This window comes from Lachnospiraceae bacterium, assembly GCA_025758065.1.
Lineage (GTDB): Bacteria > Bacillota > Clostridia > Lachnospirales > Lachnospiraceae > Enterocloster.
This window is the reverse complement of record CP107199.1, coordinates 309,083-325,665: the sequence shown is the minus strand read 5'-3', so window position 1 is coordinate 325,665 and position 16,583 is coordinate 309,083. Positions and strand designations below refer to the sequence as shown.

The window sequence follows — 16,583 nt, the reverse complement described above, 5'->3', positions numbered from 1 at the left end:
AGGGATAAAAAGGAGAAAATTATGCCAACAGATTTTATGGGCCGTGTAATGGTCGTATTCAACCGCTACGGCATGTCTATGCTGCAGGGGGCAGGTGTCAGCTTAAAGATCGCATTAGTAGGTACGCTGGTAGGATGCCTCATTGGTTTTGCCGTAGGTATTGTCCAGACCATTCCTTCTGAAAAAGGGGATAATCCTTTAAAGAAGGGATTTTTATGGGTGGTACGTCTGATCTTAAATGCCTATGTAGAGTTTTTCAGGGGTACACCTATGATGGCCCAGGCTATGTTTATCTATTATGGCCTTATGCCTTTGCTGGGAATTAACTCTACCATTACTCAGGCTGCTTATTTTATCTTATCTATTAATACAGGTGCCTATATGGCAGAGACTGTACGAGGCGGTATCCTTTCCATTGATCCGGGACAGACGGAGGGAGCAAAATCCATCGGTATGACCCATGTTCAGACCATGATCTATGTGATCCTGCCTCAGGCTCTCCGCAACCTGATGCCCCAGATCGGCAACAACCTGATCATCAATATTAAGGACAGCTGTGTTCTTTCTGTGATCGGTGTAGCAGAGCTGCTGTATAAGACAAAGGCAGCTGCGGGAGCTCTTTATATGAACTTTGAGACCTATACCATTACCATGATCATGTATTTTATCATGACATTTACCTGCTCCAGATTACTGCGTCTGTGGGAGAAGAAGATGGATGGTGCAGATAACTTTGATCTGGCAACTACTGATACACTGGCTTATACCAGTGGTATGTACCGTTATCCAGATGATAAGAAGGAGGAGCAGTAATGAGCGAAAAGATTTTGGAGATCCGCCATTTAAGCAAGACCTTTGGTACAAATCTGGTCTTAAAGGATATTGATTTTACTGTAAACAGCAAGGATGTTACCTGTATTATCGGAGCTTCCGGTTCTGGTAAGTCCACTTTACTGCGCTGCTTAAATTTACTTGAAACACCGACTACCGGCGAGATCTTATATCATGGAAATAATATTGCTGATGCAAAGGTAAATGCACCGAAATACCGTTCCAGAGTTGGTATGGTATTCCAGAGCTTTAACCTGTTTAACAATATGACGGTTCTTGAAAATTGTATGGTGGGACAGGTTAAGGTATTAAAGAAGGGTAAGGAAGAGTCAAAGCAGAAGGCCATGTATTATTTGGAAAAAGTTGGCATGGCTCCTTATATCAATGCAAAACCAAGACAGCTTTCCGGTGGCCAGAAACAGCGTGTAGCGATTGCAAGAGCCCTGGCTATGGAGCCTGAAGTACTGCTGTTTGACGAGCCCACATCCGCACTGGATCCACAGATGGTTGGAGAGGTTCTGGAAGTTATGCGCAAGCTTGCAAAAGAAGGCCTGACCATGATCATCGTTACCCATGAAATGGCATTTGCAAGAGATGTGTCTACACATGTTGTTTATATGGCAAACGGTGTTATCGTGGAAGAGGGAACACCGGCAGATATCTTCGCAAATCCCCAGAGAGAACAGACCAAGGAATTCCTTGGAAGATTTATGCATGAGAAATAAGAGATAAGGAAGGGGCCCCCTGCGTTAGCAGGCAGTGGAGCGCGTCAGCGCGGGGAACCTGAGTGTAAGAAGCGGTCTGTGCAGGCTGCCGGAGTGGCAGCGGCACAGGCTTTTTTTGCAGAATTGAGGGTCTCATTCTGTCTGATGCCGGTGAGAAAAATTGTGTTTTGTTGTTTTTACAACGTTTTTTACTTTGGCAATATAAGGATAAAGATCCTCATATGCCTCCACTTCACCTTCATCCTGTGGCAGTGATGGGATCAGGCCGGTACAGTCAGTAGCAGAGCATGCCTGTATATCTGAGTCATCAAAGGGATTTTGGACTGTTTTGTTTTTGGGATCAGAACTGTCTTTGAAATTGCATTTTTTCATAAAAAAACACCTCCTGTAAGCAGCTTTTGGATCAGTGATCTGTTTTGCTGTAAACAGGATGTGTTTTTTTGATGGTTTTTATTCAGTCAGGTGATGCAGGTATCTGCTGTTATTATTTGTCCTGGTTTTTTAAAGATGCCTCAATGAATCCCTTAAACAGCGGATGTGGGCGGTTTGGACGGGACTTAAGTTCTGGGTGAGCCTGGGTTCCTACAAACCATGGGTGATCTGGCAGTTCGATCATTTCTACGATACGGTTGTCAGGAGACATACCAGATAACATCATACCGTGCTCTGTAAGGAAGGTACGGTAATCGTTATTTACTTCATAGCGGTGTCTGTGGCGTTCATGGATGGTTTCTTCGCCGTAAAGGGCGTATGACCTGGAATTTTTATCCAGAACACATGGATAAGAACCAAGTCTTAAGGTACCGCCGATATCTTCAATACCGTCCTGGTCTGGCATCAGGTGGATCACAGGATGGGTAGTAGCAGGATCTAATTCCACGCTGTGAGCGTCATTCCAGCCGATCACATCTCTTGCAAATTCTACGATGGAAAGCTGCATGCCAAGACAGAGACCGAGGAATGGGACCTTATGTTCTCTTGCATAGCGGATAGCGCAGATCATTCCGTCAATACCGCGGTCTCCGAAGCCGCCTGGTACCAGGATGCCGGAAACATCACCTAATTGTTCTTCAACGTTTTCAGGATTTACATTTTCGGAATCGATCCATTTAATGTGTACCTGTGCTCTGTTGGCAACTGCACCGTGTTTTAATGCCTCTACAACAGAAATGTAGGCATCGTGGAGCTGGGTGTATTTTCCTACCAGTGCAATAGTTACATTTTTTTCAGGATGTTTCCATGCATCGATCATAGCAGTCCAGTCTTTTAAGTCTGGTTGTGGACATGGCAGATTTAAGCATTCGCAGGCAACCTGTGCCAGATGTTCTTCTTCCATTACAAGAGGAACCTCATAAAGAACTTCCACGTCCAGATTCTGGAGCACATGGGTCTTTGGTACATTGCAGAATAATGCGATCTTGCTCTTGATATTGTCATCTAATGGATGCTCGGAACGGCATACTAAGATGTCTGGCTGGATACCCATTCCCTGCAGATCTTTTACGCTTGCCTGGGTTGGTTTGGTCTTTAATTCTTCAGATGCTTTTAAATAAGGGATAAGGGTGACGTGGATGAGACAGGTGTTGCCTGGACCAACATCGTGCTGGAACTGGCGGATCGCCTCTAAGAATGGCTGGCTTTCGATGTCGCCAACAGTACCGCCAACTTCGATGATGGCGATCTCAGTTTCGTTATCATTGTAATTGCGGTGGAAACGGCTTTTGATCTCATTGGTGATGTGGGGGATGACCTGTACCGTACCTCCGCCAAAGTCTCCGCGGCGTTCTTTCTGCAGAACGGTCCAGTAAACCTTACCGGTAGTTACATTGGAATTTTTAGTCAGGCTTTCATCAATGAAACGCTCATAGTGTCCAAGGTCAAGGTCAGTTTCAGCGCCGTCGTCTGTGACGAAGACTTCGCCGTGCTGTACCGGGTTCATGGTACCTGGGTCGATGTTGATGTAGGGGTCAAATTTCTGCATGGTAACTTTGTAGCCTCTGGCCTTTAAAAGACGGCCAAGGGAAGCAGCGGTAATGCCTTTTCCAAGTCCGGATACAACACCGCCGGTTACGAATACGTATTTTACTGGCATAGTGGGGAACCTCCTTTTGTGGTGGAATGTATAGGTTTTTATTTACGGTTTTTTTAAAAACTGGTCTATTATACAACTATAAAAATCAGAAATCTAGGGAGTTTTTTCAAAAAAATGTAAAAAACCTAAAAAACTAAGAATCTAAAGTGGAGATGAAGGGGAAAATGGTGCCTTTGTTTTCAGAATTTTAATAGTTCTTTCCTTGATTTATGGATAGACTCACATTATAATAGAAAAGAATAGGCTCTGGCATGTTTTATGCGTGCAACAAATGCCTGTTAGAGGGAGAATTTATACAGTATGGATAATAACAACAAACAGAATCAGAACAGTAATTGGCAGACCATTACCATGCTGGTTGTTGCGGCATTGCTGACGATCCTGATCGTGGGCTGGATGAACTCCACTGTCAACGCCAGACAGCGTCAGGAACTGTCTTACAATGAGTTTGTAAACATGGTGGAAAATGGCAAAGTTGAATCTATCAGCGTTGGAAGTACCATTATTGAGGTAAAACCAAAGGCAGATGATACCAACTATTCCCAGCAGATGAAATATTATGTTGTGCGTCTGGAAGGAGATTACCAGTTTGTAGACCGTATTTTAAAGAATAACGTTGTTACAAACAGGGAAAATAATACTTCCAATGCATTGCTGTTAGAGATATTAAGTTATGCACTTCCATTTTTGTTCCTGCTGTTCATTATGAACTTTACCATGAAGCGCATGGGTGGCGGCGGAATCATGGGTGTAGGCAAGAGCAACGCCAAGATGTATGTGCAGAAAGAAACGGGGATTACTTTTAAGGATGTAGCAGGTGAAGATGAGGCAAAGGAATCTTTAACTGAGATCGTAGATTTTCTTCATAATCCCGGAAAATACACAAAGATCGGTGCAAAGCTTCCAAAGGGTGCATTATTAGTAGGACCTCCAGGAACCGGTAAAACCCTTCTTGCAAAGGCAGTAGCAGGTGAAGCACATGTGCCATTTTATTCCCTGTCAGGCTCTGACTTTGTGGAAATGTTCGTAGGTGTGGGTGCATCCCGTGTCCGTGACCTGTTTAAGAACGCAACGGAAAACGCACCATGCATTATTTTTATCGATGAGATCGATGCCATCGGACGCAGCCGTGACAGCCGTATGGGTGGAAATGATGAGCGTGAGCAGACCTTAAACCAGCTTCTTTCTGAGATGGATGGCTTTGACTCTACAAAGGGTCTTTTGGTCCTTGGTGCTACCAACCGTCCGGAGATCCTGGATCCGGCTCTTCTGCGTCCGGGACGTTTTGACCGTCGTGTAGTTGTAGATAAACCAGATTTAAATGGACGTATCAGCATTTTAAAGGTACATTCCAAGGATGTGCTGTTAGATGAAACAGTAGATTTTAAGGAAATAGCCCTTGCAACATCCGGTGCTGTAGGTGCAGACCTTGCAAATATGATGAACGAGGCTGCTATTAATGCAGTTAAGAACGGCAGAAATGCAGTTTCCCAGAAGGATCTGTTTGAGGCTGTTGAGGTTGTCCTTGTTGGTAAGGAGAAAAAGGACCGCATCATGAGCAAGGAAGAGCGCCGCATCGTATCTTACCATGAGGTAGGACATGCATTAGTCAGTGCCCTGCAGAAACATTCCGAGCCGGTCCAGAAGATCACCATTGTTCCAAGGACCATGGGTGCTTTGGGATATGTTATGAATGTTCCGGAAGAAGAAAAATATTTAAGCACCAAGAAGGAACTGGAGGCAAGACTGGTTGAATTAATGGGTGGCCGCGCAGCAGAGGAGATCGTTTTTGAAACTGTTACTACCGGTGCTGCCAATGATATCCAGCAGGCCACCAACCTGGCAAGAGCTATGGTCACTCAGTACGGTATGTCTGAAAAATTCGGTCTTATGGGTCTTGAAAGCCAGGAGAACCAGTATCTTACCGGCCGTACTGTATTAAACTGCGGCGATGCTACAGCAGCAGATATCGACCAGGAAGTTATGAAGATCCTGAAAAATGCTTACGATGAGGCAAAACGTCTTTTAAGGGATGACAGAGAAGCTATGGATAAGATCGCAGCTTTCCTGATCGAGAAGGAGACTATTACAGGTAAGGAATTTATGAAGATCTTCCGTGAAGTAAAAGGACTGCCGGAGCCGGAAGAGAAGAAAGAAGGCGAAGGTATTCCGGATACAGAGCATCTGGAAAAGGCAGATAGAGATGAGAGTGCCAAGACGGGTGCTGCAGAAGTAACGGCGGATGTATCTGAAAAAACAGAAACAGATGCAGCGGAAGCTGTTTCAGAAGAAAAGCAGGAACAGTCCGGTGAAGATGTTTAAGGTTAAAACTGAAGAGTAAATCTGTGGAACTGTAGGGACAGCCAGAAATGGCTGTCCTTTTTATGTGCTAGTTTAAAAAAATGGTTGTTTTACACAAAAGTCTTGCGAATATGGCTTATACTTTGTATAATATCATTAAAAATAACGGAAATACTATTGATTTTTCTGAAAAGGAGGCACATTTATGGATAATCGTTATGTGAAGATCTTAGCATCGGGAAGTAAGGCACCTCTTAAGGCAACACCGGGACATTTTGCGACTAATCATTCCCATATTAATTATTATCTGGATATGACTACACTTAAGACCAGACTTAGCGAAGCACAGGAGATCGCAAAACATCTTGCAGAGCGGTTTTTGTTTGATAAGGTGGTAGATACCATTGTGTGCCTGGAAGGAACCCAGGTGATCGGAGCGTATCTGGCGGAGGAACTGACTAGGGCAGGTGTTCTTTCCACCAATGCACACAAAACCATTTATGTGATCACTCCAGAGTACAACAGCAATAGCCAGATGGTATTCCGGGAGAATATTTTACCTATGGTCCGTGGGAAAAATGTGGTGATCCTTACAGCAGTTGTAACTACGGGACTGAGCCTTAACAAGAGTATTGAGGCGATCCAGTATTATGGCGGAAAGCTGCAGAGTGCGGCCGCTGTGTTCAGTACACTGGATGAGCTGAACGGATGCCCGATCACATCTATTTACAGCCCGGCAGACGTGACTGATTATATTTACTATGATTACAGAAAGTGCCCTCTGTGTGAAAAAGGAGTGAAGCTGGACGCACTGGTAAATGCATACGGCTACACAACATTGTGATGTTTTCAGGATTGCGGGAAAAGTATTCAGCAATTAATATGTAAGGTTTAAATGCTGTTCAGGATGTCCTTTGGGCGTCCTGGATAGCGTTTTTTGTATGCCCGCAGAAAGGTGGAATAGTTCTGGAAACCGCAGAGGTAGCAGGCCTGTGTAGCACAGGTGCCCTGGCTCAACAGGTCTCTGGCTTTGATCAGGCGTTTTTCGGTAATGTAGTTTCCAACTGTATAGCCGGTTTCCTGCTTGAAAAGCCGCATCATGTGATAGGAGCTTAAACCGCTTAAGGCGGAAAGGGAAGCCATATCCATTGGCTCATCTAAGTGGCTGTTGATGTAGGCTAAAAGGCTGGAAATACGATAATCTAAAGTGCTTTCTGTGAGAAAGCCGGCTTTAGGTGAAAGAGTGATCCTGTTTAATTCAATGAGAAATTCCAGGCAGAGGATTTTTGCAAGCAGGGGAGATGCAAAATCGTTGTTTTTGCAGCTGGTGTTTGCTTCTAATTTCTGCAGCAGGACTTTAATGGGAGCCAGTGTTTCGTGGGAGAGACGCAGGACCTGTGAATGGCGGTACTGGGCAGTCTCGAAGCATTTAGTCAGAGATGCTTCTTTTGTGCTGTATTTTTCCAGAAAGGAAGGAGAGAGGTAGAGAAGAATGCGCTCGTATGGCTGGGCAGTATCTACTACCGGTCTGTGCACCTGTCCACGGTCCACCAGGACTATATCCCAGGGGATCAATGGGTAAGAGCGTCCTTCTACTACATAGGTCACATTTCCGGAAAGAAGGATCATGATTTTGAGGAAATCATGGTGGTGGAAGTTGTAAGTCCTTGAGTTCAGGTCATTTAAGTGAAAAAGGCGGAAATCTTCTAAAAGATAGCCCTGTGGTACAGATGTGGAATTAGTCATGGAAAACCTCCTGCACTCATTAATGTACTCTCAGAATTTTTTGTACTTGATTTTGCGGAAAATCGGCCGCAAAGACAAGTGCAGGAAAGACTCCGAGAGTACATATTATAGCATTATTTGCAATATAATGCAGCATTAAATGAATATATTTATGAGGTAGTGTGGTGTAAACTATAGTACAGAACCTGCCAAAGGGCAGAAATATACATCGTAAGTTGAGAGGATGCAGATAAGCGTGCCAGTGTGTGAACGTGAGTGGACAGCTGGGACACTATGTACTCTCGGAATCTTTTTGTACTTGATTTTGCGAGAAGATTTTTTGTCAGTTGTGCCCAAATTTTTGAGGCGTACGCGGTGCGTACGTTGATAAAATTCGGGTGCGACTGGCGGAAAATCGGCCGCAAAGGCAAGTGCATGAAAGACTCCGAGAGTACATCACACTAAAAGGGAGGTAAGATCATGCGGTTAAAATTAGAAAAATATCACGGTTTGGGAAATGATTATCTGGTATTTGATCCGGAGTGCAACAGGCTGGAGCTGACTCCGCAACGGGTGAAGCTGCTGTGCAACCGCAATGTGGGAGTAGGCGCAGATGGCATTCTGGAAGGACCTGTTTTTAAAGAAGGAAAGATCCATATGATCATCTGGAATCCGGATGGAAGCCAGACGGAAAACAGTGGAAACGGTATCCGTATTTTCGCAAAATACTTAAAAGATGCAGATTATGTCCAGAAGAAAGACATTACTATCTATACTGCTGAAAAAGAGATCGAGATCCATTACTTAAATGAAGAGGGAACCCGGCTGAAAGCATCTATGGGAAAAGTCAGTTTCTGGAGTGATGAGGTGCCTGTGGAAGGACCACGCAGGGAGATCATTAATGAGACCATGGTATTTGGACATATTCCTTATCCTGTGACCTGTCTTTCTATTGGAAATCCACATCTGGTGATCTTAATGGATGAGATATCAAAAGACCTGGTGTGCCGTATTGGAAAATATTCCGAGACAGCAAAGCAGTTTCCGGAAAAGATCAACACACAGATTATTAAGGTGTTAGACCGTACCCATTTACAGACTGAGGTTTATGAAAGGGGTGCAGGTTATACATTGGCGTCAGGAAGCGGATGCTGTGCCGCTGCAGCTGCTGCTTACAGACTGGGACTTACGGATCCGAAAATGATCGTGCAGATGCCGGAAGGGACCATGGAAGTAGAGATAAGGGAAGATGGGGAAATCTTCCTTACAGGAGATGTTGGCTATATAGGAAGCATCAGTCTGGGAAGCTTTTTTACAGAGCAGTTAAAGACCATGTAAGAGTGCAGTTTGGCATATACCGGATTGTACTATCAGGGTGTTACAGGGCAATATCGCCTGTTGACAAATAAAAATTCTACTGCTATATTTTTATAAAAAAGGGGCAGTTGCAAAATGAACGGTTCACTTTGCAGCTGTCCTTTGTAGTATGGATAAAGGCATAAAAGCTGCAAACGTCCCAGTACATCGTTTTAAAATGATCAGCCAGATGCCTGGGAAAACGGCTGCCGGAGAGGAAGAATGGATATGAGTAAATACAGTAGAGAAGACATTATTCGCATGGTAGAAGATGAAGATGTGGAATTTATCCGCCTTCAGTTTACAGACATTTTCGGTATCCTTAAAAATGTGGCGATCACTGCCAGCCAGCTTGATAAGGCATTAAATAATGATTGTATGTTTGATGGTTCCGCTATAGAGGGATTTGTACGTATTGATGAGTCGGACATGTATCTGCATCCGGATCTGGATTCCTTTGAGATTTTTCCGTGGCGTCCTCAGCAGGGAAAGGTAGCAAGGCTGATCTGTGATGTATACAATCCAGATGGAACTCCCTTTATCGGAGATCCAAGATATGTGTTAAAGCGTGCTGTAAAGCGTGCTGCTGATATGGGGTATACCTTTCAGGTAGGACCGGAGTGTGAATTTTTCCTGTTCCATACAGACGAAGAGGGGAGACCTACTACCCAGTCTCATGAAAGAGCCAGTTATTTTGATGTATCCCCGGTTGATCTTGGGGAAAATGTGCGCAGGGACATTGTGCTGAATCTGGAGGATATGGGATTTGAGGTGGAAGCAAGCCACCATGAGATCGCCCCGGCCCAGCATGAGATCGATTTTCAGTATACAGAAGGACTTGAGGCAGCAGACCGTATTATGACCTTTAAAATGGCAGCTAAGACGATTGCCAAGCGCCATGGACTGCATGCTACATTTATGCCTAAGCCAAAAGAAGGGGTCAACGGGTCCGGCATGCATATCAATATGTCTTTGTCTGACAAAGATGGACACAACCTGTTTTCAGATGAGAAGGATGAGCTGGGATTAAGCCAGCTGGCTTATCGTTTTATGGCAGGTATTTTGGGACATATGAAGGAAATGACCATTCTTACTAATCCACTGGTAAATTCGTATAAGCGTCTGGTTCCGGGATATGATGCGCCGATTTATATTGCGTGGTCCCCAACTTCCAACCGCAGCTCCCTGATCCGTATCCCATCTCCAAGAGGGGAAGGAACCAGGATCGAGCTTCGCTGCCCGGACTCTGCAATGAACCCTTATCTGGCATTAGCTGCCTGTCTTCAGGCTGGCCTTAACGGAATCGAAAATGAGATGCAGCTGCCGCCATGTGTCCAGGGCAATCTGTTTGGCATGAAGCCGGAAGAACTGGAGAACAGGCATGTAGAACGGATACCGGAGACACTGGGGGATGCCATTGAGACATATCGGGATAATGCTTTTATACGTGAAGTATTAGGAGAGCATATTTACGTTAAATATCTGGAAGCGAAGGAAGAGGAGTGGAGAGATTTCAGGGCCCAGGTCACTGACTGGGAGGTAAATCAGTATCTGTATAAATATTAAATGTTGGGAGCAAAAAGGCTTAATATTATGATGCAGGTTTACCGGAGGTGAGACATGTGGCTAATATAATCGTAGCATTTTCCAGGCCGGAAGATGGAAAAAGCATAAAAGGCATCCTGGTAAGGAGCGGTTATGATGTAGCCGCTGTCTGTATGTCAGGATCCCAGGCTCTTTCTGCCGCAGAGGATCTAAGCGGCGGAATACTGGTCTGTGGGTACCGGTTTGAAGATATGATGTATGACGAATTGAGACAGTGCCTTTCAGCTTCTTTTGAAATGCTGGTGCTGGCTTCCCCCTCCAGATGGAACGGGGTACAGACACAGGGAGTGGTATGCCTTCCTATGCCGTTAAAGGTACATAACCTGTTAAGTACGCTGGACATGATGGTGCAGGCGCAGCAGCGTATCCGCAGAAAACTGCGCAGCAGGCCAAAAGAACGTAGTAAGGAAGAGCAGGATCTGATCAATGAGGCAAAGGCGCTTTTGATGGAGCGGAACAATATGACGGAATCAGAAGCACACAGATATATACAGAAATGCAGTATGGACAGCGGAACCAATTTGGTGGAAACATCCCAGATGATCATCAGTCTGATCCATGTATAAACGTTGGGATAAGATAAAGAATGAGGTGTGAGATGGAATTTACGAAAATGCAGGGAATTGGTAATGATTATGTGTATGTAGATTGCTTCAGGGAAAAGGTGGAACATCCGGGGGCAGTGTCAAAATATGTCAGCGACCGCCATTTTGGCATCGGTTCCGATGGACTGATCCTGATCTGTCCGTCAGATAAGGCAGACTGCCGTATGGATATGTATAATGCGGACGGTTCCCAGGGGATCATGTGCGGAAATGGAGTGCGCTGTGTGGGAAAATATGCATATGATCATGGGATCGTGGATAAAGACAGACGGACTATTACCGTGGAGACCTTAGGAGGCATTAAGACATTAAAAATCCAGGTGGAAGACGGAAAAGCAGTGATGCTTACAGTGGATATGGGAGAGGCCAGACTGACCTCTGAACTGCGGTCAAAGATCGTGATCGACGGTACAGAGCATGAATTTACCGGCATTAGTGTGGGAAATCCACATGCAGTTTATTTTACAGAAGGGATCGATGACCTGGATCTGGAAAAGATAGGTCCATCTTATGAAAATCATCCCCGTTTTCAGCCGGACCGGGTAAATTCTGAATTTATTGAAGTGAAGAGCAGAGATCATATCCGTATGCGCGTATGGGAGCGGGGCAGCGGGGAAACCTGGGCCTGCGGTACAGGGGCTACAGCCAGTGCTATGGCAGCTATTTTAAGAGGTTTTACAGATGATGAGGTACGTGTTTCTCTACGTGGCGGGGATCTTCTGATCCGTTTTGACCGGGAAAGTAATCATTTGTTTATGACGGGACCTGCAAAAGAAGTATTTCGCGGAAGTATTGACATACCGGAAGAAATATATTATGATTTATCCGAAAAATAAATATGAGTATATTTCAGAGGGGTCAAAATACTTTTGACACCAACAGCAGAATATACAAACCTGAAAAAATTACACTCTCAGGCCTTGGAACTACGACGTTGTAGGTTCAAAGGTCCTGGGAGCGTTTGCGTTAATGGAGGATGAAAGTATGTTTAGAGTAAATGAAAATTATCTGAAACTGCCGGGAAGCTATTTATTTTCTACCATTGCAAAAAAAGTGGCTGCATACCAGAAAGAAAACCCGGATAAAAAGCTGATCCGTCTGGGAATCGGTGATGTAACTCTCCCGATCGCACCGGCTATCATTGATGCCATGCATAAGGCAGTGGACGAAATGGGACATGCTGAAACCTTCCATGGATATGCACCTGATCTGGGATATGCATTTTTAAGAGAGACCATTGCGAAAAAGGATTTTCAGGAAAGAGGATGCAAGATAGAGGCTGATGAGATCTTTGTTTCTGACGGTGCAAAAAGCGACACAGGAAATATCCAGGAAATCTTCAGCGCAGACAGTAAGATCGCAGTTTGTGATCCGGTTTATCCAGTTTATGTCGATACCAATGTTATGGCTGGACGTACTGGTGAATATGATGAGGGCAAAGGTACCTGGAGCAATGTGATCTACATGCCGTGTACTGCAGAAAATGGTTTTGTTCCGGAACTTCCAAAAGAAACTCCTGACCTGATCTATCTTTGTGTTCCAAATAACCCAACAGGAACTACTCTTACAAAGGATCAGTTAAAGGTATGGGTTGATTACGCAAATGAAAAAGGCGCTGTTATCTTATATGACGCAGCTTATGAGGCTTATATTTCTGAAGAGGATGTTCCGCACAGCATTTATGAGATCCCGGGAGCAAGAACCTGTGCCATTGAGTTCCGTTCCTTCTCCAAAAAGGCTGGATTTACCGGTGTCCGCTTAGGATATACCGTTATCCCGAAGGATTTAAAGAGCGGTGATGTAATGCTTCATTCTTTATGGGCAAGACGTCATGGGACCAAGTTCAACGGTGCTCCTTATATTGAACAGAGAGCAGGTGAAGCTGTTTACTCTGAAGAGGGAAATAAACAGGTCATGGAGCAGGTTGCTTATTATAAGAGAAATGCAAAAGTGATCTATGACGGATTAAAGGAAGCAGGCTATACTGTATTTGGCGGAGTTAATTCCCCATATGTTTGGATGAAGGTAAATGAAGGAATGACCAGTTGGGAGTTTTTTGATTACCTGCTTTCAGAGGCGAATGTAGTGGGAACACCGGGCAGCGGCTTCGGACCAAGTGGAGAAGGATATTTCCGTCTGACTGCATTTAATACATATGAAAATACAGTAGAGGCAGTGGAGCGTATGAAAGCGCTTCGTAAGTAAGTACTTTGTAAGTAAAGGGATATGTCACCTGGCGGTGACATCACCTTAAATGAAAGTCAGGAGGGAGTCTAAATGCTCATGGATGATATCGACCGTAAAATATTAAAACTTTTGCAGGAAAATGCCAGAATGTCTTTAAAAACGATCGCAGAAAAGACATTCCTGTCATCTCCGGCCGTTTCTGCAAGAATAGAAAAACTGGAAAAAGACGGGGTCATCGCCGGGTATCATGCCATGGTAGATCCCATGAAATTAGGTTATCATATTTTAGCGTTTATTAATCTGGATGTGATACCAGAAGATAAACCGAAGTTTTATGCCTATGCAGAGTCAGTACCCAATGTATTGGAATGCAGCTGTGTTACAGGTGAATATTCCATGTTAATGAAGGTTGCATTTCAGACAACTATGGAACTGGATATTTTTATCGGACAGCTTCAGAAATTTGGAAAGACCAGTACCCAGATCGTATTTTCCACCCATGTGGGTCCAAGAGGCGTGGATGTGGATGTGGTGTGATTTTTATATGAGGTAACATTTATAAGCTTCTTCACATATGGTATAGAGACAGACCTATGTGAAGGAGCTTATTTTATGGCTGGAAATGAAAAAGTCATTTTGGATGCCGGTCACGGCGGTGATGAGCCGGGAGCTATTTATAATGGAAGAAAAGAAAAAGATGATACACTGCGGCTGACTTTGGCTGTAGGACGGATCCTGGAGGAGAATGGAGTAAGTACATTGTATACAAGAACTACAGATGTATATAACAGTCCACAGGAAAAAGCAGAAATCGCCAACCGGTCAGGGGCAGATTTGTTTATTTCTATCCATCGGAATGCAATGCCGGTTCCGGGGACAGGAAGGGGAGCCTCCGTTTTAGTATATGAAGATTCTGGGATTGCAGCAGTTCTGGCGGAAAATATTTTGAAAAATCTGGTGCAGTTAGGATTTAAGGATCAGGGGATCGTGGAAAGACCAGGTCTGGTGGTCCTTAGAAAGACCCGGATGCCAGCGGTGCTGGTAGAGGTGGGATTTATTGATAGTCCAGTCGATAATGCTTTTTTTGACCGGAATTTTGATGCTATAGCAAAGGCTATAGCGGATGGGATATTGAATACTTTACGGGAACAGAAGGAGCAGTTTCCTCTTTATTATCAGGTTCAGACAGGTGCATTTAGAGACCGGGCAAAAGCCATAGGGCTGGCGAAAGAATTGCAGTCTGCCGGTTTTCCGGTTTTTATTGTGTATGATGAAGGTTTATATAAGGTTCGTGTGGGAGCATTTTCAGACATGGAAAATGGGATCCGCATGGAACAAAATGTGAAACAGGCCGGTTATCCGGCTTATCTGGTGCGGGAAGCGGCAATCTATTGAGCGGTTGAAGAACATTGTAAAGGCAGATAACTAAAAAAAGTTCCTGCCGTCTGGGAGATCAGGCGGTAGGAACTCTTTTTTCTTCTCTGTAACGGGAAGGTGAAATACCGTAAAATTTCTTAAATGCCCGGCAGAAATAATTAGGGGCGGAATAGCCCACCTGATATCCGATAGAAAGAGCAGTATCATCAGTATCAGTTAAAAGTTTTGCAGCCTGTTCTAAACGCAGGCTGGTAATATAGCGGCTGTAGTTTAAACCGGTCTTTTGTTTAAAAAGAGTGGAAAAATAGGAACAGCTAAAGCCAAGATACTGGCATAAGTCTGTAAGAGACAGTTCCGGGTCTGAATAGTTTTGCGCAAGATAGGCTCTGGCTTTTGTGAAAGTCTCATCCACGTTTAAACACGCTCCTTTTGCCAAGTGGCTATATTCCTGTCGTTTTTTGACTCCGCCAGATCAGGGCGGAAATATTCCGATACACTAAGGTAGACAGGTAAGATATTTATATTATATAATAAAAGCAAGTAGTTTTCCTTGAATATATTGCTAAAAACAGGTAATATCCTGCGTGGAGGTACTATGCAGATCGTAACCAACAAATCACAGAAAGAGTTAAAGGAACACGGAAGTTACCAGTTCCCGATTTTAGTCAGCAGAGAGTGTCTTTCCGGCTATGAAACAGGCTCATTTTTCTGGCACTGGCACCCAGAGGTGGAGCTGACTCTTGTTACAGAGGGAGTGATCGAATACCATGTAAATGGTTCTGTGTTTATCTTAAAAGAAGGACAGGCATTATTTGGAAATGCCAACAGCCTTCATTCCGGAAACATGGTGGAAGGACAGGATTGTCACTATATTTCTATTACATTTGATCCAAGACTGGTATATGGGTATGAAAACAGCCTTATTTATGAAAAATATGTAATGCCTGTGGTTTTGGATGGGGCTCTTTGTGGGGTTGTATTTGATGGGAGCCAAGGATGGCATGATGAGATGGTGGGACTGATACGGGGGATCATTGAAGCCTATGACAGACAGACAGATGGTTACGAAATGGAAATAACTGGAAAGATACTGCATTTCTGGCAGCTTCTGGTACTGAACGTGGACAGGAAGCGGGGAATTTCACCCAGAGAGCAGAAGGACTATGAGCGGATACGGGGGATCTTAAGCTTTATTGAGAAAAATTATGATAAAAAACTGACCATTGAACAGATCGCGGAAAGCGTGTATATGTGCACCAGCCAGTGCAGCCGGCTGTTTAAGAAATATATGAAAAAAACATTATTTGATTTTATTCTGGAATATAGGATCGAAAGGAGTCTGGCTGATCTGCTGGATCCGGACTGCTCTATGTCAGAGGCAGCAGCAGCGTCTGGTTTTAATGATTCCAATTATTATTCTAAGGTTTTTGTACGGATCAAAGGGTGTGCACCATCAGTGTATCGAAAGAAGATGAGGGAAAGATAGAGATAGAAAATGAGAAGTTGAGTTGGATAATGATGTAAAAAGCCGCCTGGCGGGCGGCTTTTTATGCTGTTGCTACAGGCGATAGCGATATCGTGTATTTGCAGACGATTGCCGGTGCATGTGACATTGTGCATTCGCAGGAAATTGCCGGTGCAGCCGATAATGTGCATTTGCAGGAAGCTGTCAGTGGCAGATCTAGTATAATCCACAATAATTATCCGCCCCTTTCACTTGTCTAAATTTCCATCTGCCGCGTCAGCTTCAATCGACGATGCTACCGGCATCGCCTCATT

Annotated in this window: 16 protein-coding genes; 12 read left to right on the top strand and 4 right to left on the bottom strand. The window is 44.3% G+C overall.

The annotated features are described in order from the left end of the window. Positions 1-21 precede the first annotated feature (21 nt). Positions 22-813 carry an amino acid ABC transporter permease gene (locus OGM16_01510; GenBank protein ID UYJ46983.1) on the top strand — a complete coding sequence of 264 codons (792 nt, stop codon included), beginning with the start codon at positions 22-24 and terminating at the stop codon, positions 811-813. Beyond that, positions 813-1,556 (top strand): amino acid ABC transporter ATP-binding protein, encoded by a 744-nt coding sequence (locus OGM16_01505; GenBank protein UYJ46982.1) that lies wholly within the window; start codon positions 813-815, stop codon positions 1,554-1,556. Before OGM16_01510 ends, OGM16_01505 begins: the two co-directional genes overlap by 1 nt. Positions 1,557-1,688: 132 nt before the next feature. Here the strand turns inward: OGM16_01505 and OGM16_01500 are convergent, their stop codons facing one another. Together OGM16_01500 and OGM16_01495 are read right to left on the bottom strand one after the other, a co-directional pair. Next, positions 1,689-1,928 (bottom strand): hypothetical protein, encoded by a 240-nt coding sequence (locus tag OGM16_01500; protein ID UYJ46981.1) that lies wholly within the window; start codon positions 1,926-1,928, stop codon positions 1,689-1,691. A gap of 112 nt (positions 1,929-2,040) precedes the next feature. Further along, on the bottom strand, positions 2,041-3,648 hold the full coding sequence (locus OGM16_01495; GenBank protein UYJ46980.1) for a CTP synthase: 1,608 nt from the start codon (positions 3,646-3,648) through the stop codon (positions 2,041-2,043). Between the two features lie 300 nt (positions 3,649-3,948). On the opposite strand from OGM16_01495, the gene ftsH reads away from it, so the two are divergent. Beyond that, positions 3,949-5,970, top strand: a complete 2,022-nt coding sequence (ftsH, locus tag OGM16_01490; GenBank protein UYJ46979.1) for an ATP-dependent zinc metalloprotease FtsH — start codon at positions 3,949-3,951, stop codon at positions 5,968-5,970. A 184-nt stretch (positions 5,971-6,154) separates the two neighbouring features. Beyond that, positions 6,155-6,793, top strand: a complete 639-nt coding sequence (locus tag OGM16_01485) for an orotate phosphoribosyltransferase (protein ID UYJ46978.1) — start codon at positions 6,155-6,157, stop codon at positions 6,791-6,793. Positions 6,794-6,840: 47 nt separating this feature from the next. Here OGM16_01485 and OGM16_01480 read toward each other — a convergent pair whose 3' ends face one another. After that, on the bottom strand, positions 6,841-7,695 hold the full coding sequence (locus OGM16_01480; GenBank protein ID UYJ46977.1) for an AraC family transcriptional regulator: 855 nt from the start codon (positions 7,693-7,695) through the stop codon (positions 6,841-6,843). A 459-nt stretch (positions 7,696-8,154) separates the two neighbouring features. Here OGM16_01480 and dapF (OGM16_01475) point away from each other — a divergent pair, with 459 nt between their 5' ends. The 7 genes from dapF (OGM16_01475) to OGM16_01445 all read left to right on the top strand — a co-directional run bounded on the left by dapF (OGM16_01475) (position 8,155) and on the right by OGM16_01445 (position 14,822). After that, a complete protein-coding gene (dapF, locus tag OGM16_01475; GenBank protein ID UYJ46976.1) occupies positions 8,155-9,012 on the top strand; it encodes a diaminopimelate epimerase in 858 nt (285 codons plus the stop codon). Positions 9,013-9,258: 246 nt separating this feature from the next. Then, positions 9,259-10,596, top strand: a complete 1,338-nt coding sequence (glnA, locus tag OGM16_01470; GenBank protein ID UYJ46975.1) for a type I glutamate--ammonia ligase — start codon at positions 9,259-9,261, stop codon at positions 10,594-10,596. A 56-nt stretch (positions 10,597-10,652) separates the two neighbouring features. Next, complete coding sequence (locus OGM16_01465; GenBank protein UYJ46974.1) at positions 10,653-11,201, top strand: ANTAR domain-containing protein; 549 nt, start codon at positions 10,653-10,655, stop codon at positions 11,199-11,201. 32 nt (positions 11,202-11,233) lie between these two features. Then, entirely contained in the window at positions 11,234-12,076 is an 843-nt protein-coding gene (dapF, locus tag OGM16_01460; protein ID UYJ46973.1) for a diaminopimelate epimerase, read from the top strand. Positions 12,077-12,224: 148 nt separating this feature from the next. Further along, positions 12,225-13,445 (top strand): LL-diaminopimelate aminotransferase, encoded by a 1,221-nt coding sequence (locus OGM16_01455; GenBank protein ID UYJ46972.1) that lies wholly within the window; start codon positions 12,225-12,227, stop codon positions 13,443-13,445. Positions 13,446-13,523: 78 nt separating this feature from the next. After that, a complete protein-coding gene (locus OGM16_01450) occupies positions 13,524-13,964 on the top strand; it encodes an Lrp/AsnC family transcriptional regulator (GenBank protein ID UYJ48366.1) in 441 nt (146 codons plus the stop codon). 75 nt (positions 13,965-14,039) lie between these two features. After that, a complete protein-coding gene (locus tag OGM16_01445; GenBank protein ID UYJ46971.1) occupies positions 14,040-14,822 on the top strand; it encodes an N-acetylmuramoyl-L-alanine amidase in 783 nt (260 codons plus the stop codon). A 58-nt stretch (positions 14,823-14,880) separates the two neighbouring features. Here OGM16_01445 and OGM16_01440 read toward each other — a convergent pair whose 3' ends face one another. Then, on the bottom strand, positions 14,881-15,240 hold the full coding sequence (locus tag OGM16_01440; protein ID UYJ46970.1) for an AraC family transcriptional regulator: 360 nt from the start codon (positions 15,238-15,240) through the stop codon (positions 14,881-14,883). Positions 15,241-15,399: 159 nt separating this feature from the next. Here OGM16_01440 and OGM16_01435 point away from each other — a divergent pair, with 159 nt between their 5' ends. Further along, positions 15,400-16,290, top strand: a complete 891-nt coding sequence (locus OGM16_01435) for an AraC family transcriptional regulator (GenBank protein ID UYJ46969.1) — start codon at positions 15,400-15,402, stop codon at positions 16,288-16,290. Positions 16,291-16,583 lie beyond the last annotated feature (293 nt).

Excerpts from the sequence above, each read along its gene's own strand:
- glnA (UYJ46975.1), top strand. The coding sequence starts at position 9,259 with ATGAGTAAATACAGTAGAGAAGACATTATTCGCATGGTAGAAGATGAA.
- dapF (UYJ46976.1), top strand. The coding sequence starts at position 8,155 with ATGCGGTTAAAATTAGAAAAATATCACGGTTTGGGAAATGATTATCTG.
- OGM16_01505 (UYJ46982.1), top strand. The coding sequence starts at position 813 with ATGAGCGAAAAGATTTTGGAGATCCGCCATTTAAGCAAGACCTTTGGT.
- OGM16_01480 (UYJ46977.1), bottom strand. The coding sequence starts at position 7,695 with ATGACTAATTCCACATCTGTACCACAGGGCTATCTTTTAGAAGATTTC.
- OGM16_01500 (UYJ46981.1), bottom strand. The coding sequence starts at position 1,928 with ATGAAAAAATGCAATTTCAAAGACAGTTCTGATCCCAAAAACAAAACA.
- OGM16_01510 (UYJ46983.1), top strand. The coding sequence starts at position 22 with ATGCCAACAGATTTTATGGGCCGTGTAATGGTCGTATTCAACCGCTAC.
- OGM16_01435 (UYJ46969.1), top strand. The coding sequence starts at position 15,400 with ATGCAGATCGTAACCAACAAATCACAGAAAGAGTTAAAGGAACACGGA.
- ftsH (UYJ46979.1), top strand. The coding sequence starts at position 3,949 with ATGGATAATAACAACAAACAGAATCAGAACAGTAATTGGCAGACCATT.
- OGM16_01495 (UYJ46980.1), bottom strand. The coding sequence starts at position 3,648 with ATGCCAGTAAAATACGTATTCGTAACCGGCGGTGTTGTATCCGGACTT.
- OGM16_01450 (UYJ48366.1), top strand. The coding sequence starts at position 13,524 with ATGGATGATATCGACCGTAAAATATTAAAACTTTTGCAGGAAAATGCC.
- dapF (UYJ46973.1), top strand. The coding sequence starts at position 11,234 with ATGGAATTTACGAAAATGCAGGGAATTGGTAATGATTATGTGTATGTA.
- OGM16_01455 (UYJ46972.1), top strand. The coding sequence starts at position 12,225 with ATGTTTAGAGTAAATGAAAATTATCTGAAACTGCCGGGAAGCTATTTA.
- OGM16_01485 (UYJ46978.1), top strand. The coding sequence starts at position 6,155 with ATGGATAATCGTTATGTGAAGATCTTAGCATCGGGAAGTAAGGCACCT.
- OGM16_01445 (UYJ46971.1), top strand. The coding sequence starts at position 14,040 with ATGGCTGGAAATGAAAAAGTCATTTTGGATGCCGGTCACGGCGGTGAT.